At 69.1% G+C, this 22,250-nt stretch carries 19 protein-coding genes and 1 tRNA gene; 14 read left to right on the top strand and 6 right to left on the bottom strand.

Features of this window, described 5'->3' with window-relative positions; genetic code table 11:
- Entirely contained in the window at positions 1-693 is a 693-nt protein-coding gene (locus V7Z82_RS08640; protein WP_334150151.1) for a YqaJ viral recombinase family protein, read from the bottom strand.
- A gap of 304 nt (positions 694-997) precedes the next feature.
- On the opposite strand from V7Z82_RS08640, the gene V7Z82_RS08635 reads away from it, so the two are divergent.
- Positions 998-2,008 (top strand): type IV toxin-antitoxin system AbiEi family antitoxin domain-containing protein, encoded by a 1,011-nt coding sequence (locus V7Z82_RS08635; protein ID WP_334150149.1) that lies wholly within the window; start codon positions 998-1,000, stop codon positions 2,006-2,008.
- Between the two features lie 119 nt (positions 2,009-2,127).
- Here the strand turns inward: V7Z82_RS08635 and V7Z82_RS08630 are convergent, their stop codons facing one another.
- Positions 2,128-3,492, bottom strand: coding sequence for a glucose-6-phosphate dehydrogenase (locus V7Z82_RS08630; protein WP_334150147.1), 1,365 nt, complete (start codon positions 3,490-3,492; stop codon positions 2,128-2,130).
- Positions 3,493-3,543: 51 nt separating this feature from the next.
- Between V7Z82_RS08630 and V7Z82_RS08625 the strand changes: the two genes are divergently transcribed.
- The 3 genes from V7Z82_RS08625 to rplL all read left to right on the top strand — a co-directional run bounded on the left by V7Z82_RS08625 (position 3,544) and on the right by rplL (position 6,487).
- Entirely contained in the window at positions 3,544-5,337 is a 1,794-nt protein-coding gene (locus V7Z82_RS08625; RefSeq protein ID WP_334150145.1) for a glycoside hydrolase family 15 protein, read from the top strand.
- Between the two features lie 235 nt (positions 5,338-5,572).
- Complete coding sequence (rplJ, locus tag V7Z82_RS08620; protein ID WP_045255761.1) at positions 5,573-6,061, top strand: 50S ribosomal protein L10; 489 nt, start codon at positions 5,573-5,575, stop codon at positions 6,059-6,061.
- Between the two features lie 48 nt (positions 6,062-6,109).
- Positions 6,110-6,487 (top strand): 50S ribosomal protein L7/L12, encoded by a 378-nt coding sequence (gene rplL / locus V7Z82_RS08615; RefSeq protein ID WP_042539579.1) that lies wholly within the window; start codon positions 6,110-6,112, stop codon positions 6,485-6,487.
- 113 nt (positions 6,488-6,600) lie between these two features.
- Here the strand turns inward: rplL and V7Z82_RS08610 are convergent, their stop codons facing one another.
- Positions 6,601-7,605, bottom strand: a complete 1,005-nt coding sequence (locus V7Z82_RS08610) for a LacI family DNA-binding transcriptional regulator (protein WP_334150134.1) — start codon at positions 7,603-7,605, stop codon at positions 6,601-6,603.
- A gap of 287 nt (positions 7,606-7,892) precedes the next feature.
- On the opposite strand from V7Z82_RS08610, the gene V7Z82_RS08605 reads away from it, so the two are divergent.
- The 8 genes from V7Z82_RS08605 (at position 7,893) to V7Z82_RS08570 (ending at position 17,045) form a co-directional block, all read left to right on the top strand.
- Positions 7,893-9,209 carry an ABC transporter substrate-binding protein gene (locus V7Z82_RS08605; protein ID WP_334150132.1) on the top strand — a complete coding sequence of 439 codons (1,317 nt, stop codon included), beginning with the start codon at positions 7,893-7,895 and terminating at the stop codon, positions 9,207-9,209.
- 101 nt (positions 9,210-9,310) lie between these two features.
- Positions 9,311-10,450, top strand: coding sequence for a carbohydrate ABC transporter permease (locus V7Z82_RS08600; RefSeq protein WP_334150130.1), 1,140 nt, complete (start codon positions 9,311-9,313; stop codon positions 10,448-10,450).
- Positions 10,450-11,412 (top strand): carbohydrate ABC transporter permease, encoded by a 963-nt coding sequence (locus V7Z82_RS08595; protein ID WP_334150128.1) that lies wholly within the window; start codon positions 10,450-10,452, stop codon positions 11,410-11,412. Before V7Z82_RS08600 ends, V7Z82_RS08595 begins: the two co-directional genes overlap by 1 nt.
- Before the next feature lie 121 nt (positions 11,413-11,533).
- Positions 11,534-13,030: a cystathionine beta-synthase gene (locus V7Z82_RS08590; RefSeq protein ID WP_334150126.1), complete on the top strand. Its 1,497-nt coding sequence runs from the start codon at positions 11,534-11,536 to the stop codon at positions 13,028-13,030.
- A gap of 87 nt (positions 13,031-13,117) precedes the next feature.
- Positions 13,118-14,272 (top strand): cystathionine gamma-synthase, encoded by a 1,155-nt coding sequence (locus V7Z82_RS08585; protein WP_334150124.1) that lies wholly within the window; start codon positions 13,118-13,120, stop codon positions 14,270-14,272.
- Positions 14,273-14,372: 100 nt separating this feature from the next.
- Positions 14,373-15,752, top strand: a complete 1,380-nt coding sequence (locus tag V7Z82_RS08580; protein WP_442927602.1) for a multidrug effflux MFS transporter — start codon at positions 14,373-14,375, stop codon at positions 15,750-15,752.
- 31 nt (positions 15,753-15,783) lie between these two features.
- Positions 15,784-16,416, top strand: a complete 633-nt coding sequence (locus tag V7Z82_RS08575) for a phosphatase PAP2 family protein (protein ID WP_334150122.1) — start codon at positions 15,784-15,786, stop codon at positions 16,414-16,416.
- A 26-nt stretch (positions 16,417-16,442) separates the two neighbouring features.
- A complete protein-coding gene (locus tag V7Z82_RS08570) occupies positions 16,443-17,045 on the top strand; it encodes a GNAT family N-acetyltransferase (RefSeq protein WP_334150120.1) in 603 nt (200 codons plus the stop codon).
- Positions 17,046-17,122: 77 nt separating this feature from the next.
- Here V7Z82_RS08570 and V7Z82_RS08565 read toward each other — a convergent pair.
- Positions 17,123-17,210: transfer RNA gene (locus V7Z82_RS08565), tRNA-Ser, on the bottom strand.
- Between the two features lie 132 nt (positions 17,211-17,342).
- Here V7Z82_RS08565 and V7Z82_RS08560 point away from each other — a divergent pair.
- Entirely contained in the window at positions 17,343-17,888 is a 546-nt protein-coding gene (locus V7Z82_RS08560; protein ID WP_334150117.1) for a hypothetical protein, read from the top strand.
- 9 nt (positions 17,889-17,897) lie between these two features.
- On the top strand, positions 17,898-18,788 hold the full coding sequence (gene trhO, locus V7Z82_RS08555; RefSeq protein ID WP_334150115.1) for an oxygen-dependent tRNA uridine(34) hydroxylase TrhO: 891 nt from the start codon (positions 17,898-17,900) through the stop codon (positions 18,786-18,788).
- Positions 18,789-18,802: 14 nt separating this feature from the next.
- Here the strand turns inward: trhO and V7Z82_RS08550 are convergent, their stop codons facing one another.
- Together V7Z82_RS08550 and V7Z82_RS08545 are read right to left on the bottom strand one after the other, a co-directional pair.
- Positions 18,803-21,070, bottom strand: coding sequence for a transglutaminase family protein (locus tag V7Z82_RS08550; protein ID WP_334150113.1), 2,268 nt, complete (start codon positions 21,068-21,070; stop codon positions 18,803-18,805).
- The gene (locus tag V7Z82_RS08545; protein ID WP_334150112.1) at positions 21,057-22,247 is read right to left on the bottom strand and encodes a DUF58 domain-containing protein; all 1,191 of its coding nucleotides are present in this window, start codon (positions 22,245-22,247) and stop codon (positions 21,057-21,059) included. Before V7Z82_RS08545 ends, V7Z82_RS08550 begins: the two co-directional genes overlap by 14 nt.
- Positions 22,248-22,250: the final 3 nt, after the last annotated feature.

The raw sequence follows: 22,250 nt of genomic DNA, 5'->3' as shown, positions 1-22,250 counted from the left end.
CTACTCGGCCAGAGCCAGGGCGCGGAAGGCGTCGCGCTCGCGGAGATGCTCGCGCCGGCTGGCAGCGGCGGCGGCCGTTGCATCGGCGATCCGCGTTGGCACCTGCTGCCCGGTCGTTCGACGGTAGAGCTCGTCGATCAGATCCGTCGCGAGGCCGACCAGCTTGGCGATCTCGCGGTCGTCCCGGTCGATCCACACGCAGCGGGGCTCGTCGTGGATCGGCGCGAAGTCGACGTGCTCCTCCCAGACGAACAGCGTGCGCTCCGCGCCGAGCACGTGCTGCTGCCACCAGACCTGACGCAGGTACGTGCGGGGGATGCCGCGGAATGCCTTGTTCGTCGTCTTGATCTCGGCGAGCTTCACCCGCCCGTCCGCGTCGACGGCGATGCCGTCGGGCGTGGCCAGGTGGCGGTGCTCGACCTTCGCGCGGAAGAGCGCGGATGACGGGAGGATGCCGTGCGTCGCGGCGACCCATGCGGCGATCTCCGGCTCGCGACGTCGTCCGTGATCCGTGTAGGCGTTGCCGCCGAAGCGCGGGCCCCCGCCGAGTTTTGCGTCCGCCGCGCGGACGATCGACTTCTCGCTGGTGAGGCCGGCGACGTCGGTCGCGGTGATGCCGCGGGATCGTGCTCGCAGCCACGCGACGCGGTCGCGGGAGTCCGCGACGATGCGTGCAGCGAGCTCCTCATTCACGCTCTGAGCCTAACTCCACCCGCCGACCTCGCCACTCGCACACGCCGCTCCGCAGCATCCCTCGTTCCCCGTTCCCCGCCTGTCGTTCCCCGCCTGTCGTCCCCCGCACTGTCGTTCCCCGCCTCCTGCGCCGAGCGGCCCCGTTGTGTGCGAGCGGCCCCGTTGTGTCCGTCGAGAAAGGGCCGGGCCGCACACAACGGGGCCGCTCGGCGCGCGGGGGTGAGGCGGCTCGACTTTTCCTGCACGCGGGAAGAAGGACGGGAGGTATGCACAGGGGGAGTCGGGAGGGAACTCGGGGAGTGCGATGGCGGAGCAGGATCTGCGGATGCGCCACGCGACCGTCGACGAGATAGCGGACATCCTCATCAGCAGCCGAAGACTCAGCGCCGAAGGGTGGAGCTCACGAACGCTTCGGTCGGCGATCGATGCTCGACGGTTGCATCGGGTGCGCCGAGGGTGGTTCGTCGAGTACACCCGATGGACGGATCTTCCCTCGGAGTCGCGGCACAGGGCGGAGGTCGTCGCGGCTGCGCTCTCGTCATCCGGCAGCGAGCCGATCTTCTCGCACGTGTCGGCTGCGGTGCTCTGGGGTCTGCCGCTCTACCGGCTCCGGCCGGAGCGCGTCCACGTGCTCACGCCGCCGAATCACCGGCACAGCATCCAGGGCATCCTGCGGCACGAGGGGGCACTGCCGGACTCCGACGTCGTCGAACTGGACGGCATCCGATGCACCTCGCTGGCGCGCACCGTGTTCGATGTCATCCGCACGGTGCGAGGCGAGGCGGCGCTCGCCGTCGCGGATGCTGCGCTCGCATCGCTCGGCGGTGAGCCGTGGGCCTACGACGACGACGCAGCCGACGGGCTGCTCGTTGAACTGGCGAGACGCACGCGGCGGCCGGGAGCGCGCGGCATCCTGCAGGCGCGACGGATCGTCGACCTCGCCGACGGACGCGCCCAGCTGCCGCTCGAGAGCGTGACCAGGTTTCGACTGCACCAACTCGGCTTCGCGCGTCCTCGCCTGCAGGTGCCGATCGAACGCGACGGTGTCTCTCGCTATTGGATGGACATCGCTCTCGACCAATCGCACACCTTCATCGAGTGCGATGGGCGGGAGAAGTATGTGAACGACGAGCTTCGCGGGGATCGATCAGCGGACGACGTCGTGCTCGCCGAGAAGACGCGAGAGGACTGGGTACGAGGCACGACGGGGTGGCGGGTCGCGCGTGTGATGAGCGAGCACGTCGGAACGCTGGATGCCGCGGAGTCGCACTTCCGCGCGATCGGGCTGTTCGACCGCCGCCGCTCCGCGTGGTGAACACAGCGCCGACCCGGCCCCTTGCGACCGAGCGGCCCCCTTGCGAACGTTCAGAAGGGGCCGGGTCGCACGAAAAGGGGCCGCTCGGCAGGGCGTGCGGCGTGGGGGAGAGAGGGGGATCAGGCCAGGAGGGGCCAGGCGGCGGGGCCGGGGGAGCCTGCCTCGTACTCCTCGAGCGGCACGTCGCCGCGCCGCCACGCCTCGAGGATCGGCGCGACGATCCGCCAGCACTGCTCTGCGGCGTCGCCGCGGACGGCGAGCAGCGGGTCGCCGTCCAGGACGCCGGACAGCACTTCGGCGTAGGCCTTCAGGGCGCCCTCGCCGAGCTCGGACGACAGGGTCGCGCGTTCCAGCTCGAACGGGTCTTCCGCGGCGTTCAGGTTCAACTCGAGCGAGATGCGGTCGGGGCCCAGCGAGAAGCGCAGGACTGCGCCGTCCGCAGATCCGGTCAGCCCGGTCGGCACGTGCCGGACGGGGCGGAAACGCACGACGATCTCGGTCGCCGGCGTGCCGAGCGCCTTCCCGGAGCGCAGCCGGAACGGCGTGCCGGCCCAGCGACTGTTGCGCACCTCGAAGGTCGCCTCGGCGAGGGTCTCGGTCTCGCGGTCGGGGTCGACGCCCGGCTCGTCGACGTACGACGGCTTCGCGACACCGCCGATCGTGCCGGCGGTGTACCGCGCCCGGCGCGAGGACGCCACCGCGTCATCGCCCCACACCGAGGTCGCGCGCAGGACCGCGCTCGTCGCCGCGCGGAAGTCGACCTCGTCGAGCGTCGTCGGCTCCTCCATCGCCAGCACGGCGAGCACCTGGAGCAGGTGACTCTGGATCATGTCGACCAGCGCGCCAGCGGAGTCGTAGTAGCCGGCGCGCCCCTCCAGCGCCAGCGATTCGTCGTACACGATGTCGACGGACTCGATGCTCTCGGCCGACCACAGCGGTTCGAGGATGCGATTGGCGAAACGCGCCCCGAGCAGGTTGAGCGTGGTCGAGCGACCGAGGAAGTGGTCGACTCGGAACACCTGGCTCTCCGGCACGAGCGCGGTCAGCGTCCGGTTCAGTGCCCGAGCGCTCGCCTCATCGGTGCCGAAGGGCTTCTCCATGACGAGCACTGCGCCATCCGGCAGCATGTCAGCGGTCATGGCGGATACGGATGCCGCGGCGACCGCCGGCGGCACTGCGAAGTAGAGCGCGACCTGGCCGCTTCGATCCTGCAGCAGTGCGCGCAGGTCGTCTGGCTCGGTGATGTCGGTCCGCACATATGTCACCTCCACGCGCGCGGCGGCATCCTCGGCATCCATCGTCGCGAACGCCGTTCGGACGACGGCCTCGAGGTCGGCGTCGGTCCAGTCCTCGCGGTCGGCGCCGACGATGCGCACCGCGCGGGAGGGCTCCCGCGTCAGCAGCTGTCCCAGCGCGGGGAGGAGGAGCCGGGAGGCGAGATCGCCGCCGGCTCCGAAGATCACGAGCGTCGTCGCTTCGGCCATGATTCCACCGTAACCCGTCCTTCCCGCAGACAGTCATGTCAGAATCGGGCGATGCCTGCTCCGATCGAGGACTACGCCCTGCTCAGCGACTGCCGCACCGGGGCGCTCGTCTCGCGGGACGGCAGCATCGACTGGCTCTGCCTGCCGCGCTTCGATGCGCCGTCGCTGTTCGGTGCGCTTCTGGGCGCACCACGCAACGGATGCTGGAGCCTGCATCCGTTCGATGCGGCGGCGACCTCGCAGCGGCAGTACGTGTCCGACACGTTCATCCTCGTCACCCGCTGGGAGACCGCGACCGGAATCGCCGAGGTGCACGAGTTCATGCCCCTGCATCCCACGCGCAGCGATGTGGTTCGCCGGATCGTCGGCATCTCCGGGCAGGTCGAATTCGTCACCGAGCTGCGGCTGCACTTCGACTACTCCCGCAGACTGCCCTGGGTGCGCCAGGTCGGCACGGCGGACGAGCCGGCGCTTCGCGCGACCGCCGGCCCCGAGGCGGTGATCATCCGCGGCGTGCGACTCGTCGCGGAGGATCACATGCACCGGGCCACGATGACGGTTGCGGCCGACGAGGTCCGCGACCTGACACTCAGCTGGTTCCCCTCGCACGAGCATTCGCCGAAGCCGCTCGACGTCGACGACGCGATCGCCGCCACGCGCTCCTGGTGGCAGGGCTGGGCGAGTGGCATCCAGCACGAGGGCTCGCATCGCGGTGAGGTCGTCCGCTCGCTGCTCGTGCTTCGGGCGCTCACCAACCGGGACACCGGCGGCATCGTGGCAGCGGCGACGACGTCGCTCCCCGAGGAGTTCGGCGGCTCGCGCAACTGGGACTACCGCTTCGTCTGGCTGCGGGATGCTGCGCTGACGCTCGAGGCGCTGATCGCGCACGGATTCCTCACGGAAGCCCACCACTGGCGGCGGTGGCTGCTGCGCGCGGTCGCCGGAGAGCCGAACGAGGTGCAGATCATGTACGGGATCGCCGGGGAGCGCGATCTCATCGAGCGCGAGCTCACGAGTCTCCCCGGCTACGGTGGGGCGGCGCCGGTGCGCATCGGCAACGGGGCGGTCGACCAGTACCAGGGCGACGTGATCGGCGAGGTGCTGGTCGCCCTGGAATCCGCCAGGATCGCCGGACTCGAGGAGGGCGACTTCTCCTGGCCGCTCCAGCGCGCGCTCATCGAGCAGGTGATCGCCTCGATCGATCGTCCGGACAACGGCATCTGGGAGATCAGGGGCGAGCCGCAGTGGTTCACGCACTCCCGAGTCATGATGTGGGCTGCACTCGACCGCGGCGTCCGCGCGGTGCGGGAGCATGGACTCCCCGGCGACGCCGATCGGTGGGCTGCGGTCCGCGACGGGCTGCAGCGCGAGATCGACCAGCGCGGAGTGGATGCCGAGCAGGGATACTTCGTGCAGCACTACGGCTCCATCGAGGTCGACGCCTCGCTGCTCGTGCTCCCGCAGGTCGGCTACTGCCCGCCGGACGACCCGCGGATGCTCCGCACCGTGGAGCAGATCGAGCGCACCCTGCTCACCGAGGGATTCCCGCGGCGGTACCGCACCGAGTCGGGCGTCGACGGGCTCGCCGGAGGCGAGCATCCCTTCATCGCGTGCAGTTTCTGGCTGGTCGAGCAGTACGCGACGAGCGGGCGCATCGATGAAGCGCGCGACCTGATGGAGCGGCTGGTCGCGATGGCGAACGACCTCGGCCTGCTGTCGGAGGAGTACGACGTCGCGAACGCTCGACAGGCCGGCAACACCCCGCAGGCGCTCTCGCACCTGAGTCTCATCCGCGCTGCGGACGCGCTCGCCGGCCACGGTGGTCGCGCGGCCCACCGGCAGTGACCTCGCCTGATTTGGGTGCGGGGAATGCGTGAGGTAGAGTGGTGGCAACCGAAGACCGCTGGTCATCGTCGTGTGCGCAAGTGCACGGAGATCGAAGCTCTGCATCGCAGGGGCCCGCGCAGGACACGAACTTCCCGAAGCTCCGTGCGCTTGCGCCGGAGCTTTTTTGTGTGCAGTCGGGTCGAGGTCGGCGCCCCACCACCGTGCGGCGCCTCGTACACACCAAGGAGTGACCATGGCGCAGAAGGATGCATCGGTTGCCGAGCTCACGAAGTCATTCGAGAACTCGTCCGCCGTTCTGCTGACCGAGTACCGCGGTCTGACGGTTGCCCAGCTCAAGGAGCTGCGCAACAGCATCCGTCAGGACGCTGAGTACGCCGTGGTGAAGAACACGCTGACCAAGATCGCCGCCAACAAGGCTGGCATCACCGCGCTGGACGACGACCTCAAGGGTCCGTCTGCCGTCGCGTTCGTGCACGGTGACTTCGTCGCCACTGCCAAGGCTCTTCGTGACTTCGCCAAGGCCAACCCGCTTCTCGTGATCAAGTCCGGCATCTTCGAGGGCAACGCGCTCTCCGCCGACGAGGTCAACAAGTACGCCGCGCTCGAGAGCCGTGAGGTTCTGCTGGCGAAGGCTGCGGGCATGATGAAGGCGACGATGGGCAAGGCTGCCGCGACCATCGACGCGCTTCGCGAAAAGCTGGAGACCGCAGAGGCCGCGTAAGCGACCTGCGATCTCGTCTACAAACCCCATCTATCTAGGAGATACATCATGGCTAAGCTCACCACTGAGGAGCTGCTCGAGCAGTTCGCCGGCCTGACCCTCGTCGAGCTCAACGACTTCGTCAAGGCGTTCGAGGAGAAGTTCGAGGTCACCGCTGCTGCACCCGTCGCCGTTGCCGGCGCTGGTGGAGGCGCTGCTGAAGAGGTTGAGGAGAAGGACTCCTTCGACGTCATCCTCGAGGCTGCTGGCGACAAGAAGATCCAGGTCATCAAGACGGTCCGCGAGCTCACCTCGCTCGGCCTCGGCGAGGCCAAGGCTGTCGTCGACGGTGCTCCCAAGGCCGTGCTCGAGGGCGCGAACAAGGAAGCCGCCGAGAAGGCCAAGGCTGCGCTCGAAGAGGCAGGCGCCACGGTTACCCTCAAGTAATCGGATTCCGGTCGACGCGCAGCGCGCATCGGCCTGAGCGTCTCGACGCTTCATCGAAGGCCCCGGGTTCGCCCGGGGCCTTCGTGCGTTTCCGGGAGTGGCCCTCCGCGGGTTCAGCGCGGTGCGGCGGTCGAACTGCGCACCACGAGCGCGGATGCCGCCGAGACGTGCTCGAGCGGAGCATCCGCGTCCGCCATCTGCTCCGTCAGCAGACGAACGGCCTCATGGCCCTGCTCGCGCGGGGACTGTCCGATCGTGGTCAGGGCGAACATCTCCGCGTGCTCGTGGTCGTCGATGCCGACGACGCTGAGCTCCGACGGGACGGCGATGCCGAGCCGTCGTGCTGCGATCACCGCCCCGATGGCCGCCTCGTCGCACACTCCGACGATCGCGGTGGGACGATTGCGGCGGTCGCCGAGCATCCCGGCGGCCGCGGTGTAGCCGCCAGGCATGGTCGGCGTGGCACCCACCACGCGGATGTTCGCCGCCAGACCAGCCGACTCGAGCGCGCCACGGTATCCGTCGAGGCGTCGAGCGTCACCGAAGCTCAGGTCCGCGGCATCCGTCTGCCCGCCGACGAAGGCGATGTCCGCATGGCCGAGCTCGATGAGATGCTCCGTGGCGATCCGAGCCGCAGCGGTGTCGTCGATCGACACCGAGCTCGAGCCCTCGCTGTAGGGCCCGACGCTCACGAGCGGCCGGCCGGTTCGCTGCAGCTGCTCGAGTTCGAGCGCGCTCGGCTGGATGCCGACGGCGATGATGCCGTCGAAGCGACGGCGGGGGAGCACGCTCTCGAACAGGCGCTCCCTCGTCGATGACCGCTCCGGCACGCCGTAGAGCGACAGGTCGTAGTCGAGGGCGAACAGCGACTCCTGGATCCCGGCGAGCAGCTCGGCGAAGAACCATCGGTCCACCGGCGGCATCACGATGCCGACGGTCTGCGTGCGTCCGGTGGCGAGGCTCGTCGCCGAGGAGTGCGCGATGTAGTCGAGGGCGTCAGCCGCATCCTCCACGCGACGCCTCGTCGCCTCGGCGACGTAGCCGCGTCCCGTCAGCGCGCGGCTGGCGGTGGCCTTCGACACGCCGGCGCGCTCGGCGACATCCGCGATCGTGCTCATCGGTCCTCCTCGACCTGGCCTGCGCATGCACGTCTGCGTTGCCACCGCAGCGGCACGCGGAGTCAGCGTAGCTCTTCGACGTCGAAAAAGGAACCGGTTCCACAGTCGAATCCTGAGAGCGCTCCCAACACTCGAGGTCCATGCGTGTGAAAGGTTGCGAGCTTGTGATGTTTGCTTATTGTGCGGGGGCGTGAGGGCCAAGTAGGTTTGCCTGGAATCGGTTCCCGATCCGCGCCGGGGGTGGCGTCGGAGGAGGTAGGGGCCGTGAACTCGAAGAGGAGAATCACATGGGTCTTTCGCAGCGTTCCAGGCGGTATGCGCCGATCGCTCTGCTGGGGGTCGCGGGCATCGCGCTCGCAGGTTGCGGTGCGCCGGGCGGTGCTCCCGGCGGCGGCTCCGGCGGAGGTGACGACGCCACGGTCACCATCTACGGCACGATCGTCGATGACGAGGCGAAGCTCCTCCAGGAGTCCTGGAAGGACTGGGCCGACGAGAACGGCATCACGATCAAGTACGAGGGCAGCCAGGACTTCGAGACGCAGCTCGGCACGCGCGCCCAGGGCGGCAACCCGCCCGACATCGCGATCTTCCCGCAGCCCGGTCTGTTCGCGGACTTCGCCAAGCGCGACTTCCTGAAGCCGGCGCCCGAAGAGGTCGAGAAGAACGCGAACGAGTACTGGACCGAGGACTGGGTCAACTACGGCACGGTCGATGACACCTTCTACGGCGCACCGCTGATGGCCAACGTCAAGGGCTGGATCTGGTACTCGCCGGCGAAGTTCGCCGAGTGGGGCGTCGAGGTTCCGACCACGCTCGACGAGATGACGGCACTGACGGAGAAGATCCAGGCCACCACCGGCACGCCGGCATGGTGCGCAGGATTCGAGTCCGGCACCGCGACCGGATGGCCTGGAACGGACTGGGTCGAGGATTACGTCCTCCGCCAGGCCGGTCCCGACGTCTACGACCAGTGGGTCACGAACGAGATCCCGTTCACCGACCCGCAGATCAAGACGGCCTTCGACTCGGTCGGCGCGATCCTGCTGAACCCGGCGAACGTCAACGCCGGCTTCGGCGACGTGCGCTCGATCAACTCGACGGCGTTCGGTGACGTGGCTCCGGCTCTGGCGAAGGGCGACTGCGCCCTGACCCACCAGGCATCGTTCCTCTCCGGGTTCTTCCCCGAGGGCACGAAGGTCGCCGAGGACGGCGACGTCTGGGCGTTCATGCTCCCGGGCGAGAGCGCGGACGACAAGGCCGTGACCGGCGCAGGCGAGATCGTCGGCGCGTTCAGCGAGTCCGAGGCCACGCAGAAGGTGCTCGCCTACCTGTCCAGCCCCGAGTGGGCGAACAGCCGCGTCAGCCTCGGCGGCGTGACGTCCGCGAACAACGGGCTCGACCCGGCGAACGCCAAGGACCCGATCCTCCAGGAGACCATCAAGATCCTGCAGGACCCGGACACCACGTTCCGCTTCGACGCATCCGACCTGATGCCCGGTGCCGTCGGCGCCGGAACCTTCTGGAAGGGCATCGTCGCCTGGGTCAACGGCACCTCGACCGACGAGGTCCTGACGCAGATCGAGACCGGCTGGCCGTCCAGCTGATCGGATGAGGAGGGCCGCCCCCGCGGGGCGGCCCTCCTTCTCCCGTTCGTCCGCACACTGATGTGCGGGCGTGATCCGAACCGCGTCATGAAGGGGATTCCGTGAACGCGACAGCATTCTTCCAATGGATCGGGACGCTTCCCCCGATCCTTCAGGCCGTGGTCGTGGTCATCGCATTCGCGGTGGTCGTGGCCGTCATTCTGCTCCTCGTGGACGTCGCTCCGCGCAGAGGGCCGATCTACACCTGGGTGCGGCTGGCGATGTGCCTGCTCATCCCGCTCGCCGTGATGTTCTTCTTCAGCTCCTATTACTGGGCCATGGGAGTTGCCGTCCTCGTCGGCGCGGTCTTCTTCTTCCTGGACTATCGATCCCGCGATGGCGCCGGATACCTGATCCAGCTGGTCGCCTTCATGGCACCGGCGCTGCTCCTGCTGCTCGTCGGGCTCATCCTCCCGTCGATCCAGACGATGTACTCATCGTTCCTGAACTCGTCCGGCAAAGACTTCGTCGGGTTCGCCAACTACACCTGGATCTTCACGCAGTCCGACGGGATCACCTCGGTGGTCAACTCGATCATCTGGGTGCTGCTCGTGCCGACGGTGTCGACGATCGTCGGCCTGGCCTACGCCGTCTTCATCGACCGCACCCGCGGCGAGAAGATCTACAAGGTCCTCGTCTTCATGCCGATGGCGATCTCGTTCGTCGGCGCCAGCATCATCTGGCGATTCATGTACGAGTACCGCGGCAGCGACTTCAAGCAGATCGGTCTGCTCAACCAGATCCTGGTCTGGTTCGGCGGCACGCCGCAGCAGTGGCTGCTGAACGAGCCGTGGAACAACCTGTTCCTGATCGTGGTGCTGATCTGGGTGCAGACCGGTTTCGCGATGGTGGTGCTCTCCGCCTCCATCAAGGGCGTCCCCGCCGAGCTGCTCGAAGCTGCGGAGCTCGATGGAGCGAACGCCTGGCAGCGGTTCCGCTCGGTGACCATCCCGGCCATCCGTCCCGCGCTGATCGTGGTGCTCACGACCATCTCGATCGCCTCGCTGAAGGTGTTCGACATCGTCCGCACGATGACCGCCGGGAACTACGGCACCTCCGTGCTGGCGAACGAGATGTACACGCAGTTCTCGAAGTTCGAGGCAGGACGGAGCGCCGCGCTGTCGGTCATCCTGTTCATCCTGGTGCTGCCGATCGTCATCTACAACGCCAGACAGATCAAGAAGCAGCGGGAGGTGCGATGATGAGCGACACCCTGAAGACAGAGACTCCGACCTCCACGCGCGCGATCACGACCGGAGGCGGCCTGGACGGCGCTGCCGGACGTGCGCGCAAGAAGCTGTCGCGGCCCTGGGCATCCGTCGGCTCGATCATCATCGCGGTGCTCTGGACGATCCCGACGCTCGGTCTGTTCATCTCGTCGTTCCGACCGCGCGACCAGATCCAGTCCAGCGGATGGTGGGAGTTCTTCGCCAACCCGCAGGTGACCATCGAGAACTACGTCGATGTGCTGCAGTCCGGCACGACGCAGCTCACGATCCTCGAGTCGTTCGTCAACTCGATCGCGATCACGATCCCCGCGACCGTGATCCCGCTGATGATCGCCGCGATGGCCGCCTACGCCTTCGCGTGGATCGACTTCAAGGGGCGCAACGCGCTGTTCATCTTCGTGTTCGCGCTGCAGATCGTGCCGATCCAGATGGCACTGGTACCGCTGCTGAGCTCGTTCTCCCGAGGCATCAATCTGTTCGGGTTGCAGGTCACGCTGCCGCTCGACGCCTCGCAGGGCTACGCCCAGGTGTGGATCGCGCACTCGATGTTCGCGCTGCCGCTGGCGATCTACCTGCTGCACAACTTCATGTCGGAGATCCCGGGCGAGATCATCGAGGCCGCCCGGGTCGACGGTGCATCGCGCGGACAGATCTTCTTCCGGATCGTGCTGCCGCTGACCATGCCGGCGATCGCCTCGGTCGCGATCTTCCAGTTCCTCTGGGTCTGGAACGACCTGCTCGTCGCCCTCGTCTTCGCGGACGGAGCGGCAGCGCCGATCACGAAGCTGCTGGCCGAGATCACCGGAACGCGAGGAAACGACTGGTACCTGCTGACAGCCGGAGCGTTCGTGTCGATCATCATCCCGCTGATCGTGTTCTTCGCGCTGCAGCGGTACTTCGTGCGAGGGCTGCTGGCCGGGTCGACGAAGGGCTGACCCTTCGACAGGCTCAGGGACCCAGTGCTGGGTCACGAGTCATGACGGATTCGGAGAGGACGGATGCCGCGGCGGGCGCAACACATGCCCGCCGCGGCATCCGTCCACGTACCCTGAGACCATGAAGTACGCAGACTCGATCGTCGACCTGATCGGCGACACGCCCCTCGTGAAGCTCCAGCACGTCACCGAGGGCGTCGAGTGCACGGTGCTCGTGAAGCTGGAGTACCTGAACCCCGGCGGCTCCTCGAAGGACCGCATCGCCTCGCGCATCATCGATGCTGCCGAGGCCTCCGGCGCCCTGAAGCCCGGTGGCACGATCGTCGAGCCGACCAGCGGGAACACCGGCGTCGGACTCGCCCTCGTCGCGCAGCAGCGCGGATACCAGTGCGTCTTCGTCGTGCCGGACAAGGTCGGCGACGACAAGATCGACGTGCTGCGCGCCTACGGCGCCGAGGTGGTCATGACCCCGACCTCGGTCGCACCGGACAGCCCGGAGTCGTACTACAGCGTGAGCGATCGGCTCGTGACGGAGATCCCCGGCGCGTTCAAGCCGAACCAGTACGACAACCCGAACGGACCGCGCAGCCACTACGAGACGACGGGTCCGGAGATCTGGCGGGACACCGACGGGACGATCACGCACTTCGTCGCCGGCGTCGGCACCGGCGGCACGATCACCGGCACCGGTCGCTTCCTGCGCGAGGTCTCGGACGGCCGGGTGCGCATCGTCGGGATCGACCCGGAGGGCAGCGTCTACAGCGGCGGCACCGGGCGCCCCTACCTCGTGGAGGGCGTCGGCGAGGACATCTGGCCCGGCTCCTACGATCCGACGGTGCCGCACGAGATCGTGGCGGTCGGCGACGCGGAGTCCTTCGCGATGACACGACGCCTCGCCCGCGAGGAGGGCATCCTGGTCGGCGGATCCAGCGGCATGGCGGTGGTCGGCGCACTGCGCATCGCGCGTGACCTGCCGGCGGACGCCGTGATGGTCGTGCTGCTGCCTGACGGCGGCCGTGGCTACCTCAGCAAGATCTTCAACGACGGCTGGATGCGGTCGTACGGATTCAGCGAGGTCGAAGACGGGGAGACCGTCGCTGATGTGCTCGAGGCGAGGGCCCTTCGACAGGCTCAGGGACCCAGGTCCGGGGCTCAGGGGTCTGCGTCCGGGGCTCAGGGGGGCGTGACCGGGGCTCAGGGGCCCGCGTCCGGGGCTCAGGGCGGCGTGACGGGGCAGCAGGGACCGAGCTCCGGCATCATCCCGGATCTGGTGCATGCCCACCCGACCGACACGGTGCTCGAGGCCATCGGGATGATGACCGAGTACGAGGTCTCGCAGCTCGTCGTGCTGAGCGCTGAGCCGCCGGTCATGATGGGCGAGGTCGTCGGCACGGTCGACGAGAAGCACCTGCTCGACCTGCTCTTCCGCGGTGAGGCCAAGCCGACGGATGCCGTGGGCGAGCACACGGGGGAGCGGCTGCCGCTGATCGGCATCCATGCCTCGATCGCGCAGGCACGCGCGGCGCTGGCCGACGCTGATGCGCTGCTGGTGACCGAGGGCGGCAAGCCGCACACCGTCCTCACCCGTCAGGACCTGCTCGCCTACCTCTCGCGCTGACCCGCCCGCGGGCGGCGACGCACCTCGGTGGACGCGCGACGTAACAGGCGCGGCCACCCCCGAGAGCTCGGACGTAGGCTGGGGATCATGTCCGAGCATGCTTTCGCCACCCGAGCCATCCACGCGGGCCAAGCGCCCGACCCGATCACCGGGGCGATCATCCCGCCGATCTACCAGGCATCGACGCACGTGCAGGACGGCATCGGCGGTTTCCGCGATGGCTACGAGTACAACCGTGCCGGCAACCCGACCCGGTCCTCGCTCCAGACGCAGATCGCGGCGCTCGAAGGCGGCACCGACGCCCTCTCCTTCGCCTCCGGTCTCGCCGCTGAGGATGCGCTGCTGCGCGGCATCCTGAAGCCGGGAGATCACGTCCTGCTCGGGAACGACGCCTACGGCGGCACGTACCGCCTGCTCACCAAGGTGCTCGCACCCTGGGGTGTCGAGACCACCACGGTCGAGCTCGGCGACCTCGACGCGATCCGCGATGCGATCCGTCCGACGACGAAGATCGTCTGGCTCGAGACCCCGAGCAACCCGCTGCTCAAGGTCGTCGACATCGCCGTGATCGCCGAGATCGCGCACACGGCGGGCGCGATCGTCGTCGTCGACAACACCTTCGCATCGCCGGCCCTGCAGCAGCCGCTCTCGCTCGGAGCCGACCTCGTCGTGCACTCCACGACCAAGTACCTCGGCGGACACTCCGACGTGCTCGGCGGCGCCGTGGTCTTCCGCGACGACCGCTTCTACGACCAGGTCAAGTTCCAGCAGTTCGCGGTCGGCGCGGTCTCGGCCCCGCTCGACGCCTGGCTCACCACGCGCGGCATCAAGACGCTCGCGATCCGGATGCGCCAGCATTCCGAGAACGCGCAGGCGATCGCCGAGTGGGCGGCTGCTCGCCCCGAGTTCGAGAACGTGTTCTACCCGGGCCTCGCATCGCACGCAGGTCACGAGATCGCTGCGAAGCAGATGAGCGGATTCGGCGGGATGCTGTCGTTCGCGCTCGTCGGCGGCGCGGATGCTGCCCGTGCCTTCGCGGAGTCGACCGAGCTGTTCCAGCTGGCGGAGTCGCTCGGCGGCGTCGAGTCGCTGATCGGCTACCCGCCGGACATGACGCACGCCTCGGTGCGGGGCACGCCGCTCGCGGTGCCGGAGAACATCGTGCGGCTCTCGGTCGGCATCGAGGACGTCTCCGACCTGCTCGCCGACCTCGAGCAGGGGCTCGCGCGCATCGCAGACTGACGGTCTCCGCGGGCGCGAAGCGCGGGGCGGCGGTAGCATGGGTTCTTTCCCCCTGCTCGAATCGATTCGAGCACGCCCCCTGAATTCCGGAAGGACCTCCGTGTCCGACGCTCCTCGCAGCGACGCCCCCAGTACCGACTCCATCCCGACGGTCGCGCCGACCGAGCGCACCGCCACCGGCAGCATTCGCGTTTCCTCGGCGACCGGCGCGATCCGCACGCTCGGGTCGAACCCGGCGACCGCGCCGATCATGCTGCATCCGGGCGACGCGATCCCGAACCGCCGCCGCGTGCTCTACATCGTGCTGCTCGGCGCCCTCACGGCACTCGGGCCGTTCACGATCGACCTCTACCTGCCGGCGTTCCCGGTGCTGGAGGCGGACTTCGAGACGACGGCCGCCGCGATCCAGCTGACGCTCACCGGCACCATGATCGGCTTCGCGATCGGTCAGCTCGTCGTGGGCCCGCTGAGCGACAAGGTCGGCCGCCGGATCCCGCTGATCGTGGTCACTGCGCTCCATGTGCTCGCGAGCGTCGCAGCGGCCTTCGCGCCGACGCTCGAGCTGCTCAGCGTCGCCAGGGTGATGATGGGCGTCGGTGCCGCGGCCGGCGGTGTCGTCGCGATGGCGATCGTCCGCGATCTCTTCGGCGGTCGTCGTCTGGTCGTGATGCTGTCCCGACTGGCCCTGGTCTCCGGCGTCGCTCCGGTGATCGCTCCGCTGATCGGCTCCTGGCTGCTCACCCTCATGCCGTGGCGCGGCATCTTCGTGGTGCTCGCGGCGTACGGGGTGCTGATGCTGCTCTCGACCGTGCTCGTCATCCCGGAGACCCTGCCGGTCGCGCGGCGCGGTGAGCGCGGCGGTGCGACCGTGCTGCAGCGCTACCGCTCGGTGTTCTCCGACCGGGTGTTCATCGGCGTGCTGATCATCGGCGGCATGACCTTCTCCGGCCTCTTCTCCTACCTCTCGGCATCGCCGTTCCTGTTCCAGCAGACGCATGGACTCGACGCCCAGCAGTACGGTCTGCTGTTCGCCGTGAACTCGCTCGGCGTCGTGCTCGGCGTGCAGACCGCATCCCGGCTGGCCGCGCGCTTCGGCCCGCAGTGGGTCATGGCGTACTCGACCGCCGTGCTGCTGCTCGCCGGCATCGCGATCGTCGTCACGGATCAGCTCGGGCTCGGACTCTGGGGCACCGTCATCCCGCTGTTCGTCTTCATGACCGCGTGCGGGTTCACGTTCCCGAACGTGCAGGTGCTCGCGCTCGACCGGCACGGGAAGGCGGCCGGCACCGCGGCATCCGTGCTCGGCGCGGTCAACTTCGGCGTCGCAGGTCTCATCTCCCCGGTGGTCGGATGGATCTCGAAGGACGCGGGGATCACCGCCACGACCATGGCCTCGGTCATGGTCGGCTGCGCCACGATCGGCCTCCTGTCGCTCTGGCTGATCGTGCGCCCGCGCACCGTCGGCATGCTCACTCCCTGAGTGCACAGGGTTCATCGGCCATGATGGGACGATGAACAGACGGATGCTGCTGTGGTGGGGTGTCGCGTGCCTCGTGCTCGCGACGGGGATCGGCGCGGCCGTCGTCTTCGGCTTCGACACGACGCCGGGATTCGATTCCTGGTGGAACGACCTCGTCTCGGGCATGCGCACCGACGGCATGATCGCGTTCGCCCAGGTGCTGAACGCGGTCGGCGGCGGCTGGATCGCGGTCTATGCGATCCCGCTGCTCGTGATCCTCGCCTTCCTGCTCGCTCGGCGCTGGCGGTCCGCCCTCTTCTCGGCACTCTGCTTCGCCGCGAGCGCCGGGGTCGTGCAGATCCTCAAGCACCTGTTCGGGCGTGCGCGGCCGGAGGACATGCTGGTGCTCAGCGACTTCGGGTCCTTCCCCTCGGGGCACGCAGCGAATGCGGCGACGATCGCCGTGGTCGCATGGGTGCTGTTCCCGCGTGTGTGGATCGCGGTCGCAGGGTTCGTCTGGATCATCGCGATGGCGCTCTCGCGCACCTTCCTCTCGGTGCACTGGGCGAGCGACACCGTCGGCGGCGCGCTCGTCGGGGCCGGCGTCGTACTGGTGCTCGCCGCGTGGCTGCTGCCGTGGGTGCAGCAGCGACGCGAAGCTGCTGTCGAGGCGCCGATAGGCTGAGATCTCCGATTCATCGAGGAGTCCCCGTGTCGCAGATCCGCCCGTATCGACCGTCCGACCGTGCCGCCCTGACCGAGGTGTGCGTGAAGACAGCGGATGCCGGAGGGGACGCCACCGGGATCCTCTCGGACGACACCCTCTGGGGCGACCTGTTCGCGGTGCCCTACGCCGAACGGCATCCCGATCTCGCGTGGGTCGTCGAGACGGACGACGAGCGGGTCATCGGCTACATCGTCGCGACGGACGACACGGATGCCTTCTACGCCTGGTTCCGTGACGAGTGGTGGCCCGCGTTCCACGAGCGCTTCCCGCGCCCGGAGACGCCGACCACCCGTGAAGACCACATGGTGACCTACGGGTACACCAGGGCGCCGGGCGCCGAGCCGCTGGCCGCCGAGTACCCGGCGCACCTGCACATCGATCTGCTGCCCGAGACGCAGGGGCAGGGCTTCGGCCGGACGCTCATCGCCACGTTGTTCGACGAGCTCGCCCGTCGCGGCGTCTCAGGTCTGCACCTCGGCATGGACCCGAACAACACCGGCGCCGCCGCGTTCTACGAGCGGCTCGGCATGATTCCCCTGCCGACCGCGCCCGGTGGGCAGAGCTTCGGCATCCGCTTCGGGGACTAGCGCTCGCTCCTCCGCGAAGCCGCGGTACCCAGGAAGACGAGAAGAGCCCCCGCTGCAGCGGGGGCTCTTCTCGTGTTTGGCGGTGACGGCGGGATTCGAACCCGCGGTTGCTTGCACAACACACGCTTTCCAAGCGTGCTCCTTCGGCCGCTCGGACACGTCACCAAGGAACAACCTGTCCATCCTATCCGATCGATCGTGTGCCGGGTGACGGGGTCATCCACGGCCCGGAGCGCGCGGGCCGAGTTCACGGCGATCCCGGTGGAGATCTCTCGCACATCGTCATATCATCCTCAGATGACGACAGATGCGGCAGCGCCGGTCTTCGCCGGGTCGCCGGTGCTCACCGAGGCGCCGACGGTGACGACCGCCTGGTGGTCGGAGCTCGAGCAGGAGTTGGCTTCGATCGCGGTGGTCGAGCCAGCGCGACGCGCGTTCGAGCCGCTCGACGCGTGCCGACGGATCGCCGTGCGCTTCGGGCTCGACGTCGACACGGATGCGCGGGAGTGGCGGCCGAGTCATGGGCACCTGGACTGGCGCGGCATCCGGCTCCATCCGCCGGTGATCGCCGTGCGCGGACCCGCGGTCCTCGCACCCCGTGGTTACGACGCCGCCCGCCTGCTCGGCACCGCGCTCACCGTCCCCGAGGTCGCGGAGGAGGTCGCGCACCGCTTCCGCGCCGACCTCGACACCGCGGACGGCGTCTTCTCGCAACTCGTCGTGCTGGCATCGCTGCTGGCGGGTGCGGATGCAGGGGAGCACCTCGAGCTGGTCGCGCCGATCCACCGGCACGTCGACCGCCTGCTCGGCCGCCCGACCATCCTCCGCCCGCCCACGGCGTAAAATCGCCAGGTGGCAACCCCCAAGATCGTCCTCTTCTACGCCTTCGCCCCGCTCGCCGACCCCGAAGCCGTCCGTGTCTGGCAGCGCGACCTCGGCGAGGCGCTCGGTCTCCGCGGCCGCATCCTCATCTCGAAGGACGGCGTGAACGGCACGCTCGGCGGCGATCTGCCGGTGGTGAAGAAGTGGCTGCGGTCGTTCCGCTCCTACGCTCCGTTCGCGAACGCCGACATCAAGTGGAGTGAGGGCACCGGGGTCGACGCCGACGGACGCAGCCTCGACTTCCCGAAGCTGAGCGTGAAGGTGCGCGACGAGATCGTCTCGTTCGGGGCGCCGGGCGAACTCCGCGTCGACGAGCACGGCGTGGTCGGTGGCGGCACCAGGCTCACGCCCGAAGCGCTGCACGAGCTCGTGGGGGAGCGCGGCGACGAGGTCGTCTTCTTCGACGGCCGCAACTCGCTCGAGGCCCAGATCGGACGCTTCCGCGGGGCCGTGGTGCCGGACACCGAGACGACGCGCGACTTCGTGCAGCTGCTGGACTCCGGCGTGTACGACGACCTGAAGGGCAAGCCCGTCGTGACCTACTGCACCGGCGGCATCCGCTGCGAGGTGCTGTCGAGTCTGATGACCGCCCGCGGATTCGGCGAGGTGTACCAGCTCGAGGGCGGTATCGTCCGGTACGGCGAGCGGTACGGCGACGACGGACTCTGGGACGGCTCGCTCTACGTGTTCGACAAGCGCGGCTCGATCGACTTCTCCGACCACACGGCCGTGATCGGAGCATGCGTCGGATGCGGAGCCGCGACCAAGCGCACCGCGAACTGCCCTGACCTCTCGTGCCGGGTGCAGTCCGTCGTGTGCGCCGACTGCGACAGCGTGGCCTGCGCGGCCCACGCTGCCTGAGCGTCGCGCCGGCCTCAGCCGAGCGAGGTGGACTCCGCGCTGCGGGTCATGAACAGCGAGCGCGGCAGCAGCAGTGCGCGCACCTGCGTGATGCGGTCGCAGTGCCGCTGCATCCCGCCGAGCACGGCCCGCAGCGGATCGGCCAGGTCGTCGCCCTCCGATCCTCCGCGCGCATAGTTCGTGCGCTCGACGGCGCGCGTCAACTGGCCGACGGCCTCGGCATCCACGTGGTACTGCGTCACCAGTGCGGCTCCTCGCACCCGTGGCGTGTCCGCTGCGGACAGCGGCAGCTGCAGGTCGACCATGGTGTCGCGCATCTCGGCCCAGGCGGCTCCTGCGTCCCCCCGACGTGCACGGCCGAGTCGGATCGAGCGCTCGACCCTGCGGATCGCCGCGGGGAGCAGCAGCACGGCGAGCACACCGGCGATGCTCCACACCACCGGCATCGGGTCGAGCTGTCGCAGCGCGCCGCTCGTGGAGCTGTTGTCGCCGGCGTCGCCGCGATCGATCTCCGGGCCGGTGGTCTGCTCGGCCTGCGGAGCCGTGGTGGGCGCGGGCGCCGACGGTCCGGCCGAACCGCCGCCGGTGGTGGTCGCGGCCTGGAACGCCGTCGGCACACCGAGCGAGGCGGTCGGCTCGAACGGCACCCAGCCGATGCCGGGGAACAGCACCTCCGGCCAGGAGTGCAGCTGATCGCTGTCGACCGAGAAGATCGACTCGTCTCCGCGCTTCTCGGTCGTCAGCGACCCGGGAAGGTAGCCGACCACGATGCGGGTCTGCATGTCGAGGCTCTGGGCCATCAGAGCGAACGCGCCGGCGAAGTGCACGCAGTAGCCGGAGCGCACGTCGAGGAACTGCGCCACCGCGTCGGCGCCGGTGCCGTCGAACCCCTCATCGACCGGCGTCTCGAGCGAGTAGGTGAACGACGAGCGGAACCAGGTCTGCAGTGCGACGAGCCGGTCGTAGTCGTTCGACTCCTCGGCCGTGACCTCGGCCGCGAGCTCTCCGATGATGGCGGGGAGCTCGACCGGCTCCTCGTCGTCCTCGACCACCGGGGGCGCTGCGTCGACCTCACGGATCTGCTCGAGCGTCGGCGTCACCTTCGTCGCGGTGACCGTGTAGTCGTTGCCAGCGGCATCCGCGTTCCTGGAGACCAGCGTGCGGTTCTCGGGCATGACGCGCCAGGCGCCGGAGACACCCTGCACACGAGTCGCCGGATACGGCACAGGCAGCCAGGAGCTCGACATCCGCAGCACCCTGACCGACGTCGTCTCCTCCTCGGCAGCGATCTGCTCGCCCCACTCCGGATCGCCGAAGCCCTCGCTCTGCGGGTTCAGGTCGCCGCGGTCCGGCTGCCAGACGCGGCCGTCGAACTGCGAGAGCGTGGTCAGGCGCAGGTACGGAGCGACGTCGCCCTCGGTCGCGACGGTCAGCACTTCGACCGGGTTCGGCTGCCGCAGATCGTCACCGAGGCGCAGGGATGCATCGACCGTGGTGCCGACCCCGGTGCCGACGATCGTCGAGGACACCGGCAGGGCTGGGGCGACGATCATGGTCACCGCGATCGCGGCGGCGCCGACACCCACCGCGAGCGAGGTCGACGAGCGGCGAGGGGCGATCGGATGCCGACGCGCGGTGTAGCCGAACAGGACGAGCGCGAGGATGCCGAAGAGCACGAACCAGACGATGTTCGCGTCGCCCATCGTCACGATCATCGGCACCGCGCCGAGCACGCCGGTCAGGACGATCGCGAGCACGGCGAGACGGAGCGCGATGAGCTGGTCGAGGAGCAGCGCGACGAGCGCGAATCCCAGCCCGAGGACCGCCGCGAGGCCGGCCGATGGGGCGAGCGGCGCCGCGCCGAAGACGATCTCCTCCATCGCGGATGCCGTGAGCGAGGCGAACACCGACACGGTCGTCGAGGTCGGGAAGAGTCCGAGGAACGCGGTGTCGCCCGCGACGAGCTGAGTGACGACCGCGACCGCGAGGAGCAGCTGGACGAGAAAGGTCGACAGGTCGCGAACCCAACCACGGCGCCGGCGCAGCAGGAAGCGCATCAGCGCCCCGCTCGCCGCGACCACGAGGATCACCGCCACGACCACGAACGACCAGGCGCCGGGTCTGATCACCGAGGTGAACGGCCACATCGCGACGAGTCCGGCCACGGCTGCGAGCACGGCAGGAACCACGACGCCGTCCGGCTCCTCATGCTCGCGGTGCCACGGCTGGCGAGCGGTCTCGTCCGCTCCTCGGGCGGGTCGCCTCGTCTCAGCGCGGAACATCGGTCGCTCCACCCGGCGTCGGCAGCGCCGCCTCCCAGGCCTCGGGGATGTCGGCGCCCAGCGTCGTCACGCTCCATCCGTGCTGCCGTGCAGCCGCGGCCGCACCGGGGAGCGGCTCGGTCGCGAAGAGCATCGGCGCCGCGGCGCCGGACGATCGCAGCAGCGCGGCATCCTCCTCGTCGATGCGTCCGGTGATGTACACGAGCGGTCCTGGAGGAGAGCCGCCGATCAACGTCGCGACATCGCGAGAGTCGCCGCGCGGCCCGACCATCGCGAGGGCGACCAGCAGTCCGTCGCGGTCGTCCTCGTGCCCGCGGAGCGTGCCGAGCAGCACGCCGGCGCTGTCGATCACGTCGACGCCGTAGCCCTCGTCGGCCAGGTGGACCGCGATCGACGCGCACAGCGAGACGGCCGCTTCGAACGCCTCGTCCTCGTGCGCGCCAGGGGTATCCCAGTGCGCGCTGCTGCGGTCGAGCACCACCAGCGCGTCGGGGCTGGACTCCTCCTCCTCCTGCCGCACCATCAGCTCGCCCCGGTGCGCGGTCGCTCGCCAGTGGATGCGCCGCATCGAGTCGCCGGAGATGTAGTGCCGCGGCGAGAGGTTGTCGCTGCCCTGACCGAGCCGCGTCGACGACGTGTGCGCCGTGCCGCCGGCCGCGCCGATCCGCACCGTGAGCGGGGCGAGCGCGAAGATCTCGGGGACGACGGTCACGGTGCGGTGCTCACCGAATTCCTGCTCGCGCTGCGCGAGGCCGAACGGGTCGACCGTGCGGAGCATCAGCGGTCCGATCGGCCAGACGCCGCGGCGCACGCCGGTGATGAGATAGCTGAGCTGGCCGGTCTCCGGCGGGTACTCGCCGCTCGAGTCGCCGGAGACGGCATCCGGGAGCACATCGTGCCAGAGACCGTGCGGGATGCGGATCGAGCGCAGCGCGAAGCGCACGGTCACGCGCGAGGTCTCCGACACCGTCAGGAGATCGGTGGAGATCTGCCTGGAGACCGTGCCGCTGCGCCGGGGGAGCCGCACCACGAGCACCGAGAACACGGTGAGCAGCGCCAACAGGAGCCCGATGAAGATCAGGACCGGCGCGGCGACGAGGTTCGCGACGACGACGCAGCACAGTGCGGCGAGCAGCGCACCGGCGCCTCGTGCGGTCAGGGCTCGACGTCGTCGCATGAT

Source organism: Microbacterium sp. (assembly GCF_036823965.1).
Classification (GTDB): Bacteria; Actinomycetota; Actinomycetes; order Actinomycetales; family Microbacteriaceae; genus Microbacterium.
Note: the sequence above shows the minus strand (reverse complement) of the source record. Positions and strands in the feature narration are given on the sequence as shown.

Bases quoted from the DNA above. Each gene is read 5' to 3' on its own strand.
- V7Z82_RS08635 (WP_334150149.1), top strand. From the start codon at position 998: ATGGCGGAGCAGGATCTGCGGATGCGCCACGCGACCGTCGACGAGATA.
- V7Z82_RS08630 (WP_334150147.1), bottom strand. From the start codon at position 3,492: ATGGCCGAAGCGACGACGCTCGTGATCTTCGGAGCCGGCGGCGATCTC.
- V7Z82_RS08625 (WP_334150145.1), top strand. From the start codon at position 3,544: ATGCCTGCTCCGATCGAGGACTACGCCCTGCTCAGCGACTGCCGCACC.
- rplJ (WP_045255761.1), top strand. From the start codon at position 5,573: ATGGCGCAGAAGGATGCATCGGTTGCCGAGCTCACGAAGTCATTCGAG.
- rplL (WP_042539579.1), top strand. From the start codon at position 6,110: ATGGCTAAGCTCACCACTGAGGAGCTGCTCGAGCAGTTCGCCGGCCTG.
- V7Z82_RS08610 (WP_334150134.1), bottom strand. From the start codon at position 7,605: ATGAGCACGATCGCGGATGTCGCCGAGCGCGCCGGCGTGTCGAAGGCC.
- V7Z82_RS08605 (WP_334150132.1), top strand. From the start codon at position 7,893: ATGGGTCTTTCGCAGCGTTCCAGGCGGTATGCGCCGATCGCTCTGCTG.
- V7Z82_RS08595 (WP_334150128.1), top strand. From the start codon at position 10,450: ATGAGCGACACCCTGAAGACAGAGACTCCGACCTCCACGCGCGCGATC.
- V7Z82_RS08590 (WP_334150126.1), top strand. From the start codon at position 11,534: ATGAAGTACGCAGACTCGATCGTCGACCTGATCGGCGACACGCCCCTC.
- V7Z82_RS08585 (WP_334150124.1), top strand. From the start codon at position 13,118: ATGTCCGAGCATGCTTTCGCCACCCGAGCCATCCACGCGGGCCAAGCG.
- V7Z82_RS08575 (WP_334150122.1), top strand. From the start codon at position 15,784: ATGAACAGACGGATGCTGCTGTGGTGGGGTGTCGCGTGCCTCGTGCTC.
- V7Z82_RS08560 (WP_334150117.1), top strand. From the start codon at position 17,343: ATGACGACAGATGCGGCAGCGCCGGTCTTCGCCGGGTCGCCGGTGCTC.
- V7Z82_RS08550 (WP_334150113.1), bottom strand. From the start codon at position 21,070: ATGTTCCGCGCTGAGACGAGGCGACCCGCCCGAGGAGCGGACGAGACC.
- V7Z82_RS08545 (WP_334150112.1), bottom strand. From the start codon at position 22,247: ATGCGACGACGTCGAGCCCTGACCGCACGAGGCGCCGGTGCGCTGCTC.